Genomic DNA, 15,771 nt, shown 5'->3' with positions numbered 1-15,771 from the left:
ACAGACACCACTTTCGAACCAACGCAACAGACAGACACCAAGGGGAACCCGCACCGTGCAGACCACCGACCACCCGAGTTCCCCGACCGCCACCCCGCCGTCTTCGCCTCGTGACCACAGCATGAAAATCAAACGATTCGTCGCCGCCGACATGCGCTCGGCCATGAACCTGGTGCGCAAGGAGCATGGTCCTGACGCCGTGATCCTGTCCAACCGCCGGATCGAGGAAGGCATCGAGATCGTCGCCGCCGCCAACTACGACGAGAGCGCGGTGCAGCGTGCGCTGGAAGCCTCGCGCCGCGACGTCGCACCGCCGCCGGCACCCAAGCCGCGCACCGCCGCCGACGCGGTGATCGCCGCCGTCACCCGCCGCCGCAGCAGCACCCCGGCACCGGAACCGGTTGCCGCCACCACCTCGGCGGTGGCCGCCCTCGCCCGTGCAGCAGTGGGCGCTACCGGCCGCACCCTCGATAGCGCCGACGAGATCGTGCCAACCCGCGGCAGCACCGGCTTCGCCGCCACCCTGGCACGCGCCGCCGTCAATGAACCGGCACTGCCGGACCAGATCTTCGCCCCGTTCGCCGAGGCCATCGTTGCTCCGGCGCCGGCACCGACCGTCGCCGCGCCGGCCAACCGCGCCCGTTTCCAGATCGATCCGCCGCACGAGGCGCATCACGAAAGCGTGGCGCCGGCGGTGCAGCCGCCACCGCTGCCGACCGCAGCCTCGTCTGAAACGCAGCCGGAGGTCGCCGTCAGCGAACCGGCGTTGGCCGATGCCACCGTCGAAGCCGCGCCGACGCCGACGCTCGCCCCAGCCCCTGTCCTGACCGTGGTCGCCCAGGACGACGCCGAGATCCGCCAGCTGCGCCAGGAAGTGGCCGGCATGCGCCAGGTGATCGAGCGCGAAATGAACCGCTTCACCGACGAGCGCCTGCGCGGCTGCCCGGTGCGCGCCACCGCGCTGGACCTGATGGACGAGTACGGCTTCGATGCTGGCCTGGCCCGCGACGTCGCCATGCAGATTCCGCTGGAGACCGAGGCGCACCGAGGCCGCGGCCTGATGCTGGGGCTGATCTCGCGCAAGCTGCCGATTGCCCCGGTCGACCCGCTGGAGGAAGGCGGCGTGATCGCGCTGGTGGGCCCGACCGGCGCCGGCAAGACCACCACCATCGCCAAGCTGGCCTCGCGGTTCGCCGAGAAGCACGCGCCGCGTGACGTGGCTCTGGTCACCACCGACACCACCCGCATCGGCGCCCGCGAGCAGCTGTATGGCTACGGCCGGCAGCTCGGCATCGCCGTGCACGAGGCCAACAGCGGCACCGACCTGGACCAGCTGCTGGAACGCCTGAAGGACTACAAGCTGGTACTGATCGACACCGCCGGACTGGGCCCGCGCGACCGCGCGCTGGCCGCCCAGCTGCAGTGGCTGCGCGCCGCGCGCCAGGTGCGCACCCTGCTGGTGCTGCCGGCCAACACCAGCTTCGGCGACATGGACGAGGTGGTCCGCCGCTTCGGTGCCGCCAATCTGCAGGGCCTGGTGCTGAGCAAGCTGGACGAAACCGGCCGCTTCGGCAACGCCCTGTCGGTGGCCGTGGACCACGCCCTGCCGATCACCTGGGTGACCGACGGCCAGGACGTTCCGGACGACCTGCACCGGGCCAGTGCGGCCAATCTCGTACTTCGCCTTGAAGATTTGCGCCGAGCGGCCGATATGCCCTGCAACCCGGAGTTGAACCATGCCGTCGCGTGAGTACGCCAAGCTGACCAAGACCTTCCCGCTGTCGGCCACCCGCAGCGAGCCGCTCGGCCCTGTGCGCACCATCGCCGTGACCGGCGGCAAGGGCGGCGTGGGCAAGACAAACGTGTCGGCCAACCTGGCCGTGGCGCTGGCCGGCATGGGCAAGCGCACGCTGCTGCTGGACGCCGACCTCGGCCTGGCCAACATCGACGTGATCCTGGGCTTGAACCCCACCTATACGCTGGCCGACCTGGTTGCCGGCCGCTGCTCGCTGGACGACGTCATCGTCGAAGGCCCGAACGGCGTGCTGGTGGTCCCGGCCGCGTCCGGCCGCCGGCACATGGCCGAGCTGGCCCCGGCCGAGCACGTCGGCCTGGTCAACGTGTTCTCCGAGCTGGAACGCGAGCTGGACATCATGGTGGTGGACACCGCCGCAGGCATCACCGACGGCGTGCTGACCTTCTGCCAGGCCGCGCAGGACACCGTGGTGGTGGTCTGTGACGAGCCGGCTTCAATCACCGACGCCTACGCGCTGATCAAGGTGCTCTCGCGCGAACGTGGCGTGGACCGCGTCCAGGTGGTGGCCAACATGGTGCGCGACCCCAACGAGGGCCGCGTACTGTACGAGAAGCTGACCCGCGTCTGCGAGAAGTTCCTCGCCGATGTCTCGCTGAACTATCTGGGCTGCGTGCCGCAGGATGACTGGCTGCGCCTGTCGGTGCAGCGCCAGCAGCCGGTGGTGAAGGCCTACCCGTCCAGCCCGTCCGCACTGGCCATCACCGAGATCGCGCGCCGCACGGCCCGCTGGCAGGCGCCCACCGAACCACGCGGCGGCGTCGAGTTCTTCCTCGAACGCATCCTCAAGCAGCGCGGGGTGGCGGCATGAAAGGCGCGGCCCAGTACAGGGAAGTCCAGCGCTCGGCGGCCAACGACGTCATCGCCCAGCACTCGGACCTGGTGCGGCGCATCGCCCACCATCTGGCCGCGCGCCTGCCGGCCAGCGTCGAAGTCGACGACCTGATCCAGGCGGGCATGATGGGCCTGATCGAGGCTTCGCGCAGCTACGACGCCGACCAGGGCGCCTCGTTCGAGACCTATGCCTCGATCCGTATCCGTGGCTCGATGATCGACGAGATCCGCCGTGGCGACTGGGTGCCGCGCTCGGTGCACCGCCGTGCACGCGATGCTGCGGCCACCATCCGCCGCCTGGAACAGAGCAGCGGCCGCGCCGCCAGCGCCACCGAAGTGGCCGCCGCGATGGAGATGCCACTGCCCGAGTACCTGCGCCTGATGGAAGACGCTGCGCGTGGCCAGGTGCTGAGCCTGGAGTCGCGCATCGAGGACCAGGGCGAGCTGGACACGGTCGCCCAGGGTGGCCCGACCCCGCAGCAGGTGCTGGAGCGCAGCGAGTTCGGCCGCGAGCTGGGCAAGGCCATCGGCCATCTGCCCGAGCGCGAACAGCTGGTGCTCTCGCTCTACTACGAGCAGGAACTCAATCTGAAGGAGATCGGCGCGGTGCTCGGCGTGAGCGAGTCGCGGGTCTGCCAGATCCACGGCCAGGCGGTGCTGCGCCTGCGCGGCCGGCTGAAGGTATTCGAGGCCGTCGACGCCGGCCTCGAAGAATGAACATCCCCGAGGCAGCTGCCCGCGGCCGCCCGGAATGAACAACAAAGGAACTCTGCTTTGAACAAGAACATGCGCATCCTGATCGTCGACGACTTCTCGACCATGCGTCGCATCGTCAAGAACCTGCTGGGCGATCTGGGCTTCACCAACACCGCCGAAGCCGAGGACGGGCATGCCGCGCTGTCGCTGCTGCAGAGCCAGCCGTTCGATTTCGTGGTCACCGACTGGAACATGCCGGTCATGACCGGCATCGAGCTGCTCAAGGCGATCCGTGCCGACGCCAAGCTGAAGACCCTGCCGGTGCTGATGGTCACCGCCGAAGCCAAGCGCGAGCAGATCATCGAAGCGGCCCAGAACGGGGTGAACGGCTACATCATCAAGCCGTTCACCGCGCAGACGCTGGAAGAGAAGCTCGGCAAGATCTTCGAACGCCTGGCGGCCAGCGCCTGATGGACACCACGGTCGACAAGAATGCCCTCGCCCTGCGCCTGCAGGAAGCACTGGACGCACTGGAGTCCGGTGACGAAACCGCCTGGCGGCAACGCATCGACGGACTGGTCGCGCTGCGCACGCAGCCGATGATGAGCGGCCTCTCGCGGCTGGCCCGCGAGCTCGGGCAGGCCCTGGGCGAACTGCCGACCGTGCCCAGCGAGGCCGGCGAACTGGACGATGCCTGCGCACGCCTGGACCACGTGGTGGCGATGACCGAACAGGCGACGCACCGCACCCTGGACCTGGCCGAGGAATGCCGCAGCCTGACCGAACAGCTGCGCGCCGAAGGCCTGCAGCCCGGCCAGGATGCACAGCTCGAGCGCATCCGCCACAACCTCACCGAGATCGCCCTGACCCAGAGCTACCAGGACCTGACCGGGCAGATCATCCGTCGCGTGGTCGGCATCGTCCGCCGCGTGCACGAGGGCTTCGGCGCGCTCGGCCTGCCGCCGGAACAGCATCGCACCGATCCGGAACTGGCCGGGCCGGCACTGAAGGGACTGGACCGCCACGCGGTCTCGCAGAACGACGCCGACGACCTGCTGTCGGACCTGGGGCTGTAAGCATGAGCGCGGTATCCGACGACATCACTGCCGATTTCATCATCGAGGCGCAGGAAATCCTGGATCGCCTGGGCGAACAGCTGGTGTCGCTGGAGCAGGCACCACAGGACACCGAGCAGCTCAACGCGGTGTTCCGGGGCTACCACACGCTCAAGGGCGGCGCCGGCTTCCTCGGCGTCACCGCCATGGTCGAGTTGTGCCACGCCGCCGAAGAAGCGCTGGGCATCGCGCGCGCGGGCCAGGCCGTGCTGCAGGCCCATCACTTCGATGCCGCCCAGCAATCGCTGGACTACCTGCAAGCGATGCTGGATGCAGTTTCCTCCGGCACCGAGCCGGGCTATGCGCCGCCGGAGCTGATCGCCCAGTTCGACATGCACGGAGGCGCCACCGCGCCGGCCGCCCCGACCGCCGTAGCGGCGGCCGGTAGCGGCGACCTGATCACCGACGACGAATTCGAGGCCCTGCTCGACCAGCTGCACGGTGGTAACGCGCCGACTGCGGTCGCGCCGGCAAAGAAGGCTGACGACGGCCTGATCAGCGAAGACGAGTTCGAAGCCCTGCTCGACCAGCTGCACGGTGGCGCCGCACCCGGCGCCAAGCCCATCGCTGCGGTAGCGCCCGCACCGATCGCGGCACCACGCCCACTGGCCGCACCGGCCGCACCGGCAACTGCAGCGGCGACCAAGCCGGCCGCCAAGCCGCTGGCCGAAGCCGAACATACCGTGCGCGTGGACACCAAGCGCCTGGACGCGATCGTCAATCTGATCGGCGAACTGGTGCTGTCGCGCAACCGGCTCAAGACCCTGCGTGCGCGCCTGCGCGACGAGGAACTGGACCGCGCCGTGTCGACCCTGGACATCGCCACCGCGCGCCTGCAGTCGGCGGTGATGCGTACCCGCATGCAGCCGGTGGGCAAGGTCTTCTCGCGCTTCCCCAAGGTCGCCCGAGACGTTGCCCGCTCGCTGAAGAAGGAAGTGGACCTGGAGCTGATCGGTGCCGAGACCGAGCTCGACCGCAACCTGGTCGAAGCGCTGGCCGACCCGCTGGTGCACCTGGTCCGCAACGCCATCGACCATGGCGTGGAAATGCCCGACCTGCGCGAAGCACAGGGCAAGCCGCGGATGGGCCATGTACGCCTGTCGGCCCAGCAGGAAGGCGACTACGTCAGCATTGAAGTGCAGGACGACGGTGCCGGCATCGATCCGGAGAAGCTGCGCGCGAAGGCGCGTGAGAAGGGCCTGATCGATCCGGAAGCTGCCGCGCGGCTGAGCAGCGAGGAGTGCCTGCACCTGGTGTTCCTGCCCGGCTTCTCGACCAAGCAGCAGGTCACGGATATCTCCGGCCGTGGCGTTGGCATGGATGTGGTGCAGTCGCGCATCCGCGAACTGAGTGGCCAGATCCAGATCCAGTCCGAGCTGGGCCGTGGCAGCCGCTTCCTGATCCGCGTGCCGCTCACCCTGGCGATCCTGCCGACCCTGCTGGTGCAGGCCGGCGAGGACGTCTATGCACTGCCGCTGGCGCGCGTGATGGAAGTGCTGCACGCGCCGCGCACCTCGCTGGGCTGGTTCGATGGCCGCGCCGTGCTCGACCGTCGTTCGCATACGCTGCCACTGGTCGATCTGCGCCAGTGGCTGGATGTGACGCCGGCCGCCTCGACCCTGCTGACCATCGTGGTGCTGCAGGCCGGCGAAGCGCGCTTCGGCCTGGTCGTGGACCAGGTGCGCGGGCGCGAGGAAGTGGTCATCAAGCCACTGCCGAAAGCCCTGCGCGGCCTGCGCGGTTACGCCGGTGCAACCCTGATCGGCGATGGTCGCATGGCACTGATCCTGGATGTGGACGGCCTGCGCAGCCCGCACGACTGACCCGCTTGCTGAACCCGTAAAACTGTGAAGTCGCACCAGTAGCCCGTACCGGTGTCTCAAGTCCCATTCATACAAGCCGATACCGGATCCATGGATAGACTCAGCCTCATTGGACTCTTTCTCGCCCTGGCCTCGCTGGTCGGCGGCAGCATCCTCAAGGGCGCCGGCCTGGCGTCGCTGTGGTCGCCTGCGGCGTTCGTGATCGTCATCGTCGGCACCGTCGCTGCGATCCTGCTGCACACCTCGCCGGCGGTGTTCAAGCATGCGTTCAGCATCGTGCGCTGGGTCGTGCGTCCACCGCACAGCGACCGCCGCGAGCTGATCCAGCAGATCGTCGAGTGGAGCAACATCGCCCGCCGCCAGGGCCTGCTGGGCCTGGAATCGCAGGTGGAAGCACAGCAGGACCCGTTCCTGCGCAAGGGCCTGCAGCTGCTGGTGGACGGCGTCGAGCCCGAATCGATGCGGCACATGCTGGAAATCGAACTGGGCAGCCAGGAGCACCAGGACCAGGCCGGCGCCAAGGTGTTCGAAGCAATGGGCATCTATGCACCGACGCTGGGCATCATCGGTGCCGTGCTGGGCCTGATCGCAGTGATGAAGAACCTGGCCGACCCGAGCAAGCTCGGCCACGGCATCGCCGCCGCGTTCACCGCCACCATCTACGGCATCGCTTCGGCCAACCTGCTGTTCCTGCCGATCGCCGCCAAGCTCAAGAGTGTGATCTCGCACAACACGCGCGACCGCGAGATGGTCATCGAAGGCCTGATCTCGATCGCCCAGGGCGAGAACCCGCGCAACATCGAAACCAACCTCTCCGGCTTCCTGCACTGACATGGCCCGCCGCAAGCACCACGAAGAGCACGCCAACCACGAAGCATGGGCGATCCCCTATGCCGACCTGATGACGCTGCTGCTCGCCTTCTTCGTGGTCATGTATGCGATCTCCTCGGTGAACGAGGGCAAGTACCGGATCATGGCCGACGCGCTGACCGATGCCTTCGGTGGCGCACCGCGCACCATCAACCCGGTGCAGGTGGGCAACAAGCAGGTGCAGGGCGGCGGCTGGGACAGCCCCTCGGTGATCAAGTCCGGCACCAAGATCGGTCCCTCCGCGCCGGCGCCCTCGCACGACCCGACCCTGCTGCCGTCGATGGCCTCGCAGATGCGCATGCCGGTGTCAGTGCACAACCAGGAGCAGATCGCCCGTGCCGAGCGCCAGCTCAACACGATTGCCGATCGCCTCACCGCCGCACTGGCGCCGCTGATCGACCGCGGCATGATCAGCGTGCGCCGCACCGAACTGTGGATCGAAGTCGAGATCAACAGCGATATCCTGTTCCCTACCGGCTCGGCCGCGCTGGACGTGCATGCGCGGCAGACCCTGGCCAGCCTGGCCGAGGTGCTGCGCGACGTGCCCAACAGCGTGCGCGTGGAAGGCCACACCGACAACGTGCCGATCGCCACCGCGACTTTCCCGTCGAACTGGGAACTGTCGGCCGGGCGCGCCGCCAGCGTGGTGCACCTGTTCGCCGACCAGGGCGTGCAGCCGTCGCGGCTGGCGATGGTCGGCTATGGCCAGTTCCGCCCGCGCGAAGAGAACGACAGCGCGCAGGGCCGCAACCGCAACCGCCGGGTGATGGTCATCATCCTGGCCGACACGTCGCACTCGGTGGATCCGCTCGGCCAGCGCCTGAACGCAGCCACCGGCGCCACCGACAGCACCGTCACCAAACAGGCCGCCGCAACTCCGGCCAGCGCCCCCACCTCCCCCATCGCACCGGTGAAGTTGCCGCCGGTGCCGGCTGGCAGCCGCGTCGGCGCCGCCGTTCCCCCGGCAATGAAGGAGTAATCCGATGCGCATCTGGGCAGTCGCCAACCAGAAGGGCGGAGTCGGCAAGACCACCACCACCCTCGCCCTCGGCCGCGGCCTGGCCGCACTCGGCCATCGCGTGCTGCTGATCGACCTCGATCCGCATGCCTCGCTCAGCCGCGCCTTCGGCGTGCCGGTGGACCCGCCGCCGGCCGGCGTGCTGGAGCTGTTCGGCACACCGCCAGCGGACCTGTCCGGCCTCTGCCATGCCAGCAACATCCATGGCCTGGACTACGTCTGCGCACAGTCGGCGCTGGCCACGCTGGAACGCCGCAGCGCCAACCAGCCCGGCCTCGGCCTGGCCCTGCAGAACGCGCTGGCGCGCCACCAGGGCCAGCACGACTACATCCTGCTGGACTGCGCACCCACCCTCGGCCTGCTGATGATCAACGCACTGGCTGCCGCCGATCGCCTGATCATCCCGACCCAGGCCGAGCCCCTGGCACTGCACGGCCTGGATGGCATGGTCCGCACCGGCGAGATGGTCGAGCGTTCGCGCCGCCGCCCGCTGCCGATCTCGATCCTGCCGACCCTGTTCGACCGCCGCACCCGCGCCGGCAACGAATCGCTGCGCACCATGCAGGATCGCCACGGCAACCGCGTGTGGGAAGACGCCATTCCGATCGATACCCGCATCAGCAACGCCGCCGGGCTGACCCTGCCGAGCGCTGGCGAGGACTACCCGGGCCGTGGCCTGGCCGCCTACCGGCGCGCCTTGAACTGGATCCTCGGCGAGGATGCCCGCGCCCTGGAGCAGGCCGCATGAACAGTACCGGCATCCTCGACGACTACCTGGACGAACTGCTGGGGGAGGCGATGGTCGCGCCGCCGCCTGCCGTTCTGCCGCCCGCAGGCGCCGGGCCAGGCCCGGCGATCGAAGCAGTCGCCGAACGCGAACCGACCTGGGACGACCTGCCGGCCGACGTGATCTACGAAACCGAAACCATCGCCGCCACGCCCAGCGGGGACAGCGCTGCGCTGGAAGCCGCCTTCGAGAGCGCCGCACCACCCACGCGCGAACCCACCTGGGATGACCTGCCCGCCGAGGTGATCTACGAAACAGAATCCGTCGCCGCCGCACCAAGCCCGGACGACGCGGTGCTGGAAGCGGCCTTCGAGAGCGCTGCCGCCTCCGCTAGCGCTGGGCCGGGTCCGGCGGGAGAAGCGGTTTCCGGACGCGAGCCGACCTGGGATGACCTGCCTGAGGAGGTCATCCACGAAACCGCGCCGGCACCCGCCGTCGTTGCAAACGCCGGTCCGGAACCTGCCTGGGACGACCTGCCGGACGAGGTGATCTACGAAACCGATCCGGCGGACAGCCATCGCCTCGCCCACACCGACAGCCCCGGCCTGCAGGCCGCGTTCGAGGCGGCCGCGGGTGGCGAAGACGTAGCCACGCCACCGCCCGCCGTGGTCGCAGCACCGGTCGCCCCCACGGTTGCACCTGCAGCTCCGGCCCCGGCGGCGCGCACCGCCACTCCGCCGCCGCGCGTCGCCGTCGATGCCCCGGCAGGCAACCGTCCCGGCACCTGGCAGGAGCTGCAGGCGCAGGCCCACCAACCGGCCCGCAGCCCGCACCCGCAGAACCGACGCGCCGGCGAACGCACTTCGCGCTGGCTGCGCCTTCGCTGCGGCACCCAGGCCTATGCGCTGGAACTGCTGAAGGTGCAGGAAGTGGTGCTGCCGGTGCCCCTGCTGCCGCTGCGTGGCACTGCAGCGGCCATGCTCGGCATCATGAACCTACGCGGCCAGGTGGTCCCGGTGATGGACCTGGGCCTGCACTTGGGCGCGGCCGCCGCCGAGGACGACGCGCAGACCCGCATCGTGGTCCTGGAGGAGGACGGCGAGACCATCGGCCTGCGCGTGTCAGCGGTCGAAGATGTCGCCAACCTCACCGATTCGCAGATCGAACCGCCCGATACCGCGCGCATCTGCCAGATCTCAAACGACCTGTTCCGCGGCGTGGCCCGGGTCAGCCAGCGGCCGATGATCCTGCTCGACGCCACCCGGCTGTTGAGCTGAGCCGCCAAGAAAAAGGGGACGGAGGGGATTAAGTCGCAAGTGGCTCGGTGCTTTGCACCGAAGCGGTGCCTGTCGGGGACGCAAGGAGTTGATCCGTTGGATCAACACCTTACGTCCCCACTGCGCGGTCACCGTTGCCGAGGGGACTGCAGTAGAGCCAGCTCGCTTGCGACTTGATCCCCTCCGTCCCCTCTTGGACAGCGACCGCATCGACGTACCGCGTCGATTCTTCTAAAGAACCCCACCGGGGTGCCGTTATGGATCACGGAACCGTTTGTCCGGAGCAACGATGAGCACTGTCGAACTGGGTGGGGATCTCGGCATCGAGAGCACTACCGAGCTCAAGAACCGCCTCGCCCCCCTCGTGGAGCAGGCTGGCGAGCTGACCCTGGATGCCAGCCAGGTCGCCCGCATCCACACGGCCGCCGTGCAGGTGCTGTGTGCGTTCGTGCAGGCCCGCCGCGAGGCAGGCCTGGGCACCGGCTTCCACGGTTGCACTGCAACCTTCAGTGACGCCGCGCGCCTGCTGGGCGTCACCCAGGCCCTGGGCCTGGACGTAACCCATGACAACCTGAAATCTGTGGAGAACGCTGCATGAGCGCACGTATCTTGGTGGTGGACGATTCGGCGTCGATGCGCCAGATGGTGTCCTTCGCCCTCACCTCGGCCGGTTTTGCCGTCGAAGAAGCTGAAGACGGCGCGGTCGCGCTCGGTCGCGCCAAGGGCCAGCGCTTCAATGCGGTGGTGACCGACGTCAACATGCCGAACATGGACGGCATCGCGCTGATCCGCGAACTGCGCCAGCTGCCGGACTACAAGTTCACCCCGCTGCTGATGCTGACCACCGAATCGGCCGCCGACAAGAAGTCCGAAGGCAAGGCCGCCGGTGCCACCGGCTGGCTGGTCAAGCCGTTCAATCCCGAACAGCTGGTCGCCACCGTGCAGAAAGTGCTGGGCTGATCGCCCGGCGCCGCTCCCCCTCCTCGCTTCCGGATCACCACTGCCATGAGCATGGACCTGCAACGCTTCCACGCCACCTTCTTCGAGGAGAGCCGCGAAGGCCTCGATGCGATGGAGGCTGGCCTGCTGGCCCTGGAATCGGGGCAGCAGGACGCGGAGATCATCAATTCGGTGTTCCGCGCCGCCCACTCGATCAAGGGCGGCGCCGGCACCTTCGGCTTCGACGCGATCGCCGGCCTGACCCACGTGCTGGAAACGCTGCTCGATGAGCTGCGCGCCGGCAAGCGGGTCCTGGAAGGCCAAGCCGTCGACGCCATGCTGTCCTCGGTGGACGTGCTGCGCGCCCTGCTGCGCGAAGCCGAACACGGCCAAGCCGCAGATCCCGCCGCAGTCGCTGCGGTGAAAGCGCGCCTGGAAGCGGTTCTTTCCGGCCAGGCCGCAGCGAGCGCCCCGGCGGCCGCGGCAGCCAAGGTGGACGATACGCCGGAAGCCTGGCAGATCGGCTTCACCCCGGCGCCGTCGCTGTTCATGAGCGGCAACGATCCATTGCGCATCATCCGCGAACTGGAACACCTCGGTTCGCTGCAGGTCGCTGCGCGCATGGAACGCCTGCCGGGCTTCGCCCAGCTTGATCCGCTCGAAGCCCATCTTGCGTGGGATCTGGGCCTGGTCGGCAAGGTGCCGCGCAGCAAGATCGAAGACACCTTCGCCTGGGTGCTGGACGATTGCGAGCTGGACATCCGTCCCGCCGCGCCGCCGAGCCTGGCCACGCAGGCGCCGGCCGCTGCGGCTCCCGCTCCGGTCGCAGCGGCACCGTCTGCACCTGCCGCGCCTGCCGCCAGCGGTGGTGCCAGCCAGGAAGCGGAAACCTCGATCCGCGTCAGCGTCGACAAGGTCGATGCGCTGATCAACCTGGTCGGCGAGCTGGTCATCACCCAGGCCATGCTCAAGCAGGTCTCGCATGCGCTGGACCCGGTCCACGCCGAGAGCCTGTTCGCCGGGCTGGACCAGCTTGAACGCAACACCCGCGACCTGCAGGAAGCGGTGATCGGCGTGCGCATGCTGCCGGTTGATGCGGTGTTCCGCCGCTTCCCGCGCCTGGTCCGCGACCTGTCCAGCCGCCTCGGCAAGCAGGTGCGCCTGCGCACCGTCGGCGAAGGCACCGAACTGGACAAGGGCCTGATCGAAAAGATCGCCGATCCGCTGGTGCACCTGGTGCGCAACTCGATCGACCACGGCCTGGAAATGCCCGACGTACGTCGCGGTGGAGGCAAGGATGAGACCGGCACGATCACGCTGGCGGCCTCGCATCAAGGCGGCCATATCGTCATCGAAGTCAGCGACGATGGCCGTGGCCTGGACCGCGCCAAGATCCTCGCCAAGGCCCACGAACGCGGCCTGGCCGTGCCGGACAACCCGACCGATTCGCAGGTCTGGGACCTGATCTTCCAGCCTGGCTTCTCCACCGCCGATGCGGTCACCGACCTGTCCGGGCGCGGCGTCGGCATGGACGTGGTCCGCCGCAACATCCAGGCACTAGGCGGCGAGGTGCAGATCGAAAGCAGCCTCGGTACCGGCACCCGCACGCTGATCCGCCTGCCGCTGACCCTGGCCATCCTCGATGGCATGACTGTGGCCGTGGCCGGCGAAACCCTGATCCTGCCGCTTGCCTACGTGCTTGAGGCATTGCAGCCGCAGCCCGAGGATATCCGCAGCATGGCCGGCGAAGGCCGCGTGCTGCGCGTGCGAGGCGAGTACCTGCCGATCCTGTCGTTGAGCGAGTACTACGGCTACGGCAACCGCGCACCGGGCAGCGAATCGCTGGTGGTGGTGGTGGAAGGCGATGGCCAGAAAATCGCGCTGGAAGTGGACGAACTGGTCGGCCAGCAGCAGGTGGTGGTGAAGAACATCGAGAACAACTACCGCCGTATCGGCGGGGTGTCCGGTGCCACCATCCTTGGCGACGGCCGCGTCGCGTTGATCGTTGACATCGGCGGACTGGTGCGCTCACTGCGGATGCCGCAGGCCGCCTGATCCACGCCGCATGCGGGTCATGGACCGCCGCCCTTCGGGGCGGCGGTTTTTGTTTGTGTGCTCCATTCCAGCCGGGGTCAGATCCCTTTTCAGGGAAAAGGGATCTGACCCCATCCCTTCTGTGAACTCCGTCGAGGCGATGGTTTCGCGCGCAACCACGTCATCCGAGCGCAAGCCCCGCCAGGACAGCACTTTCGCGCCGTCATCCCTACGCAACCGAATGTGATCTGCGTCCATAAAGTCCGCGCGGACGGCGCCGTTATTTCGCTTTGACGGTCGTCACCGAACCCCACCGGGCACCCCCGTTCGCTCTGCAACCACCCCCAAACCGGCGCACAGACGCCGGCACTCTGCCCACCTGGAGCACCCTGCATGAAGTGGTTCCAAGATCTGCCCATCGCCCGCAAGCTGGCCGTGGGGTTCACCCTCACCACCTTGATGACCCTGATCCTCGGCGCCTTCGCACTGGTGCGCCTGAGCGAGGCCAACGCGCAGTTGCGCGACATGGCTGGCAACGATATCCCCTCGGTCCAGCACCTGGGCGAGGCCCGCTCGCAGCTCGGCGAGTTCCGCACCTACGAACTGGCCCAGCTGAGCATGCTCGACCAGCCGGAAAAGGTGGCCGACTACAACAAGCGCATGAACGACACCGCCAAGGCCGTGCATGACGAACTGGCGGCGTACGCGGCGCTGCCGGCGCTGGACAAGGAGCGTGAACTGTATCGCGCAGCCAGCGCACAGCTCGACCGCTACTTCGCCGCCAACAAGGCGATGCGCGACGCCGTGACCGCCGGTGACGGCGTCCTGGCGCGGCAGATCTCCGACGAACAGTCACGCCCGGCGCGTCGCGACGTGTTCGCTGCGATGAAGGCACTGGGCACCCACATCGCCGGCCAGATGGACCGCAAGATCGCCGACGCCAACGCCACCCACCGCACCAGCATGATTGCCATCATCGGCTGCATCGTGCTGCTGTCGCTGGTCGCTGCCGCGCTGGCCATCGTCATCTCGCGTGCAGTGACCGGCCCACTCGGCAAGGCCGTGCATGCCATCCAGGCCGTTGCCCGCGGTGATCTCAGCGTCAGCACCCAGGCCACCAGCAACGATGAAGCCGGCAGGATGCTCGCTGCCACCGCCGAGATGACGGCGATGCTGCGACGCTTCAGCGAGCAGACACAGCTGATGGCACAGATGCACGCTGGCCCGGACATCAGCCATCGCATCCCGGAAGATTTCCCGGGTGTCTACGGCCAGCTGGCCAACGGCATCAACACGGTGATCTTCGAGCACCTCGATGCGATCGTCGATGCCATTGAAGTACTCAACCAGTACGCCATCGGCAATCTGAGCCCGGATGCACGCCGCCTGCCCGGCAGCCGCGCGATCCTGCACGAATCCATGGACGCGGCCAAGGCCAGCCTGCTGGCCATCAATTCGCAGATCCAGCACCTGGCTGCGGCGGCCGCCGCCGGTGACTTCAGCCAGCGCGGCGACGCACAGCGGTTCCAGCACGACTTCAAGCTGATGATCGAGCACCTCAACACCATGATGCAGGTGGCTGACGGCAACCTCGGCCAGCTCTCGCAGCTGCTGCAGTCGATCGCCACCGGCGACCTGACCGCGCGCATGGAAGGCCAGTTCAATGGCGTGTTCGCCCGCATGCGTGATGATGCCAACACCACGGTCGCGCAGCTGACCCAGATCGTCGGCCAGATCCAGGCCAGCGCCTCCAGCATCACCCTGGCCGCCGGCGAGATCGCCTCGGGCAACAGCGACCTGTCGCGCCGGACCGAGCAGCAGGCCGCCAACCTGGAAGAAACCGCAGCCTCGATGGAGGAACTGACCTCCACCGTGCGCCAGAACGCCGAACACGCCCGCCAGGCCAACCAGCTCGCCATCGGCGCGCACGGTGTCGCCTCGCAGGGCGGTGAAGTGGTCGGCCAGGTGGTCACCACCATGTCCGCCATCGAAGCCTCGTCGAAGAAGATCGCCGAGATCATCTCGGTCATCGACGGCATCGCCTTCCAGACCAACATCCTGGCGCTGAACGCCGCCGTGGAAGCCGCGCGTGCCGGTGAACAGGGTCGCGGATTCGCCGTGGTCGCCAGCGAAGTGCGCACCCTCGCCCAGCGCTCGGCCGCTGCCGCCAAGGAGATCAAGGGCCTGATCGACGACTCGGTCGGCAAGGTCAACGATGGCTCGGCGCTGGTGCACAAGGCCGGCAGCACCATGGGCGAGATCGTCGCCTCGGTGCAGCGCGTGACCGACATCATGGCCGAGATCTCCGCTGCCTCGCAGGAACAGAGCGCGGGCATCGAGCAGGTCAACCAGACCGTGGTGCAGATGGACGAGACCACCCAGCAGAACGCCGCGCTGGTGGAGGAAGCCAGCGACGCGGCGCGCAGCCTGGAACAGCAGGCGAACCGGTTGATCGATGCGGTCGATGTGTTCGACCTGTCGGCCACGGCGCCAGCGCAGGACGCGTTGGCGCGCGCGGCCTGAGGGATCCGGTTGCCGGCCAGCGGCCGGCACCACCGTGGAGGGCGGACTGGGGTAGTGCCGGCCGCTGGCCGGCAGCGTCCAACGCTACAGTACTTCATTTAT

The 15,771-nt window shown here is 68.2% G+C and carries 13 protein-coding genes and 1 pseudogene; all 14 read left to right on the top strand.

The genetic code is table 11. The features are described 5' to 3' along the window. The first annotated feature begins 121 nt into the window (after positions 1-121). A complete protein-coding gene (gene flhF, locus A7X97_RS21365) occupies positions 122-1,750 on the top strand; it encodes a flagellar biosynthesis GTPase FlhF (RefSeq protein ID WP_088497673.1) in 1,629 nt (542 codons plus the stop codon). Further along, positions 1,737-2,624 (top strand): MinD/ParA family ATP-binding protein, encoded by an 888-nt coding sequence (locus A7X97_RS21360; RefSeq protein WP_072166952.1) that lies wholly within the window; start codon positions 1,737-1,739, stop codon positions 2,622-2,624. Before flhF ends, A7X97_RS21360 begins: the two co-directional genes overlap by 14 nt. Beyond that, on the top strand, positions 2,621-3,364 hold the full coding sequence (locus A7X97_RS21355) for an RNA polymerase sigma factor FliA (protein WP_053498623.1): 744 nt from the start codon (positions 2,621-2,623) through the stop codon (positions 3,362-3,364). The genes A7X97_RS21360 and A7X97_RS21355 overlap by 4 nt, the downstream gene beginning before the upstream one ends. A 57-nt stretch (positions 3,365-3,421) precedes the next feature. Next, positions 3,422-3,814, top strand: a complete 393-nt coding sequence (cheY, locus tag A7X97_RS21350; RefSeq protein ID WP_005413247.1) for a chemotaxis response regulator CheY — start codon at positions 3,422-3,424, stop codon at positions 3,812-3,814. Next, a complete protein-coding gene (locus A7X97_RS21345) occupies positions 3,814-4,419 on the top strand; it encodes a protein phosphatase CheZ (protein WP_032129220.1) in 606 nt (201 codons plus the stop codon). The genes cheY and A7X97_RS21345 overlap by 1 nt, the downstream gene beginning before the upstream one ends. Before the next feature lie 2 nt (positions 4,420-4,421). Continuing rightward, entirely contained in the window at positions 4,422-6,281 is a 1,860-nt protein-coding gene (locus A7X97_RS21340) for a chemotaxis protein CheA (protein WP_088497672.1), read from the top strand. Positions 6,282-6,371: 90 nt separating this feature from the next. Further along, positions 6,372-7,112: a flagellar motor protein gene (locus tag A7X97_RS21335; RefSeq protein ID WP_049413360.1), complete on the top strand. Its 741-nt coding sequence runs from the start codon at positions 6,372-6,374 to the stop codon at positions 7,110-7,112. 1 nt (position 7,113) lies between these two features. After that, the gene (motD, locus tag A7X97_RS21330; protein WP_088497671.1) at positions 7,114-8,130 is read left to right on the top strand and encodes a flagellar motor protein MotD; all 1,017 of its coding nucleotides are present in this window, start codon (positions 7,114-7,116) and stop codon (positions 8,128-8,130) included. A 4-nt stretch (positions 8,131-8,134) separates the two neighbouring features. Beyond that, complete coding sequence (locus A7X97_RS21325; RefSeq protein ID WP_069138615.1) at positions 8,135-8,917, top strand: ParA family protein; 783 nt, start codon at positions 8,135-8,137, stop codon at positions 8,915-8,917. Beyond that, the gene (locus A7X97_RS21320; protein ID WP_111008422.1) at positions 8,914-10,173 is read left to right on the top strand and encodes a chemotaxis protein CheW; all 1,260 of its coding nucleotides are present in this window, start codon (positions 8,914-8,916) and stop codon (positions 10,171-10,173) included. Before A7X97_RS21325 ends, A7X97_RS21320 begins: the two co-directional genes overlap by 4 nt. A 289-nt stretch (positions 10,174-10,462) precedes the next feature. Beyond that, positions 10,463-10,771, top strand: a complete 309-nt coding sequence (locus A7X97_RS21315; protein ID WP_061478730.1) for an STAS domain-containing protein — start codon at positions 10,463-10,465, stop codon at positions 10,769-10,771. Further along, complete coding sequence (locus A7X97_RS21310; RefSeq protein ID WP_005409521.1) at positions 10,768-11,133, top strand: response regulator; 366 nt, start codon at positions 10,768-10,770, stop codon at positions 11,131-11,133. The genes A7X97_RS21315 and A7X97_RS21310 overlap by 4 nt, the downstream gene beginning before the upstream one ends. Before the next feature lie 45 nt (positions 11,134-11,178). After that, positions 11,179-13,167: a chemotaxis protein CheA gene (locus A7X97_RS21305; protein ID WP_111008421.1), complete on the top strand. Its 1,989-nt coding sequence runs from the start codon at positions 11,179-11,181 to the stop codon at positions 13,165-13,167. Between the two features lie 372 nt (positions 13,168-13,539). Further along, a pseudogene (locus tag A7X97_RS21300) lies at positions 13,540-15,642 on the top strand (methyl-accepting chemotaxis protein); the annotation flags it as partial. Positions 15,643-15,771 lie beyond the last annotated feature (129 nt).

The organism is Stenotrophomonas sepilia, from assembly GCF_003244875.1.
Lineage (GTDB): Bacteria > Pseudomonadota > Gammaproteobacteria > Xanthomonadales > Xanthomonadaceae > Stenotrophomonas > Stenotrophomonas sepilia.
This window is presented reverse-complemented; position numbering and strand designations above follow the sequence as displayed.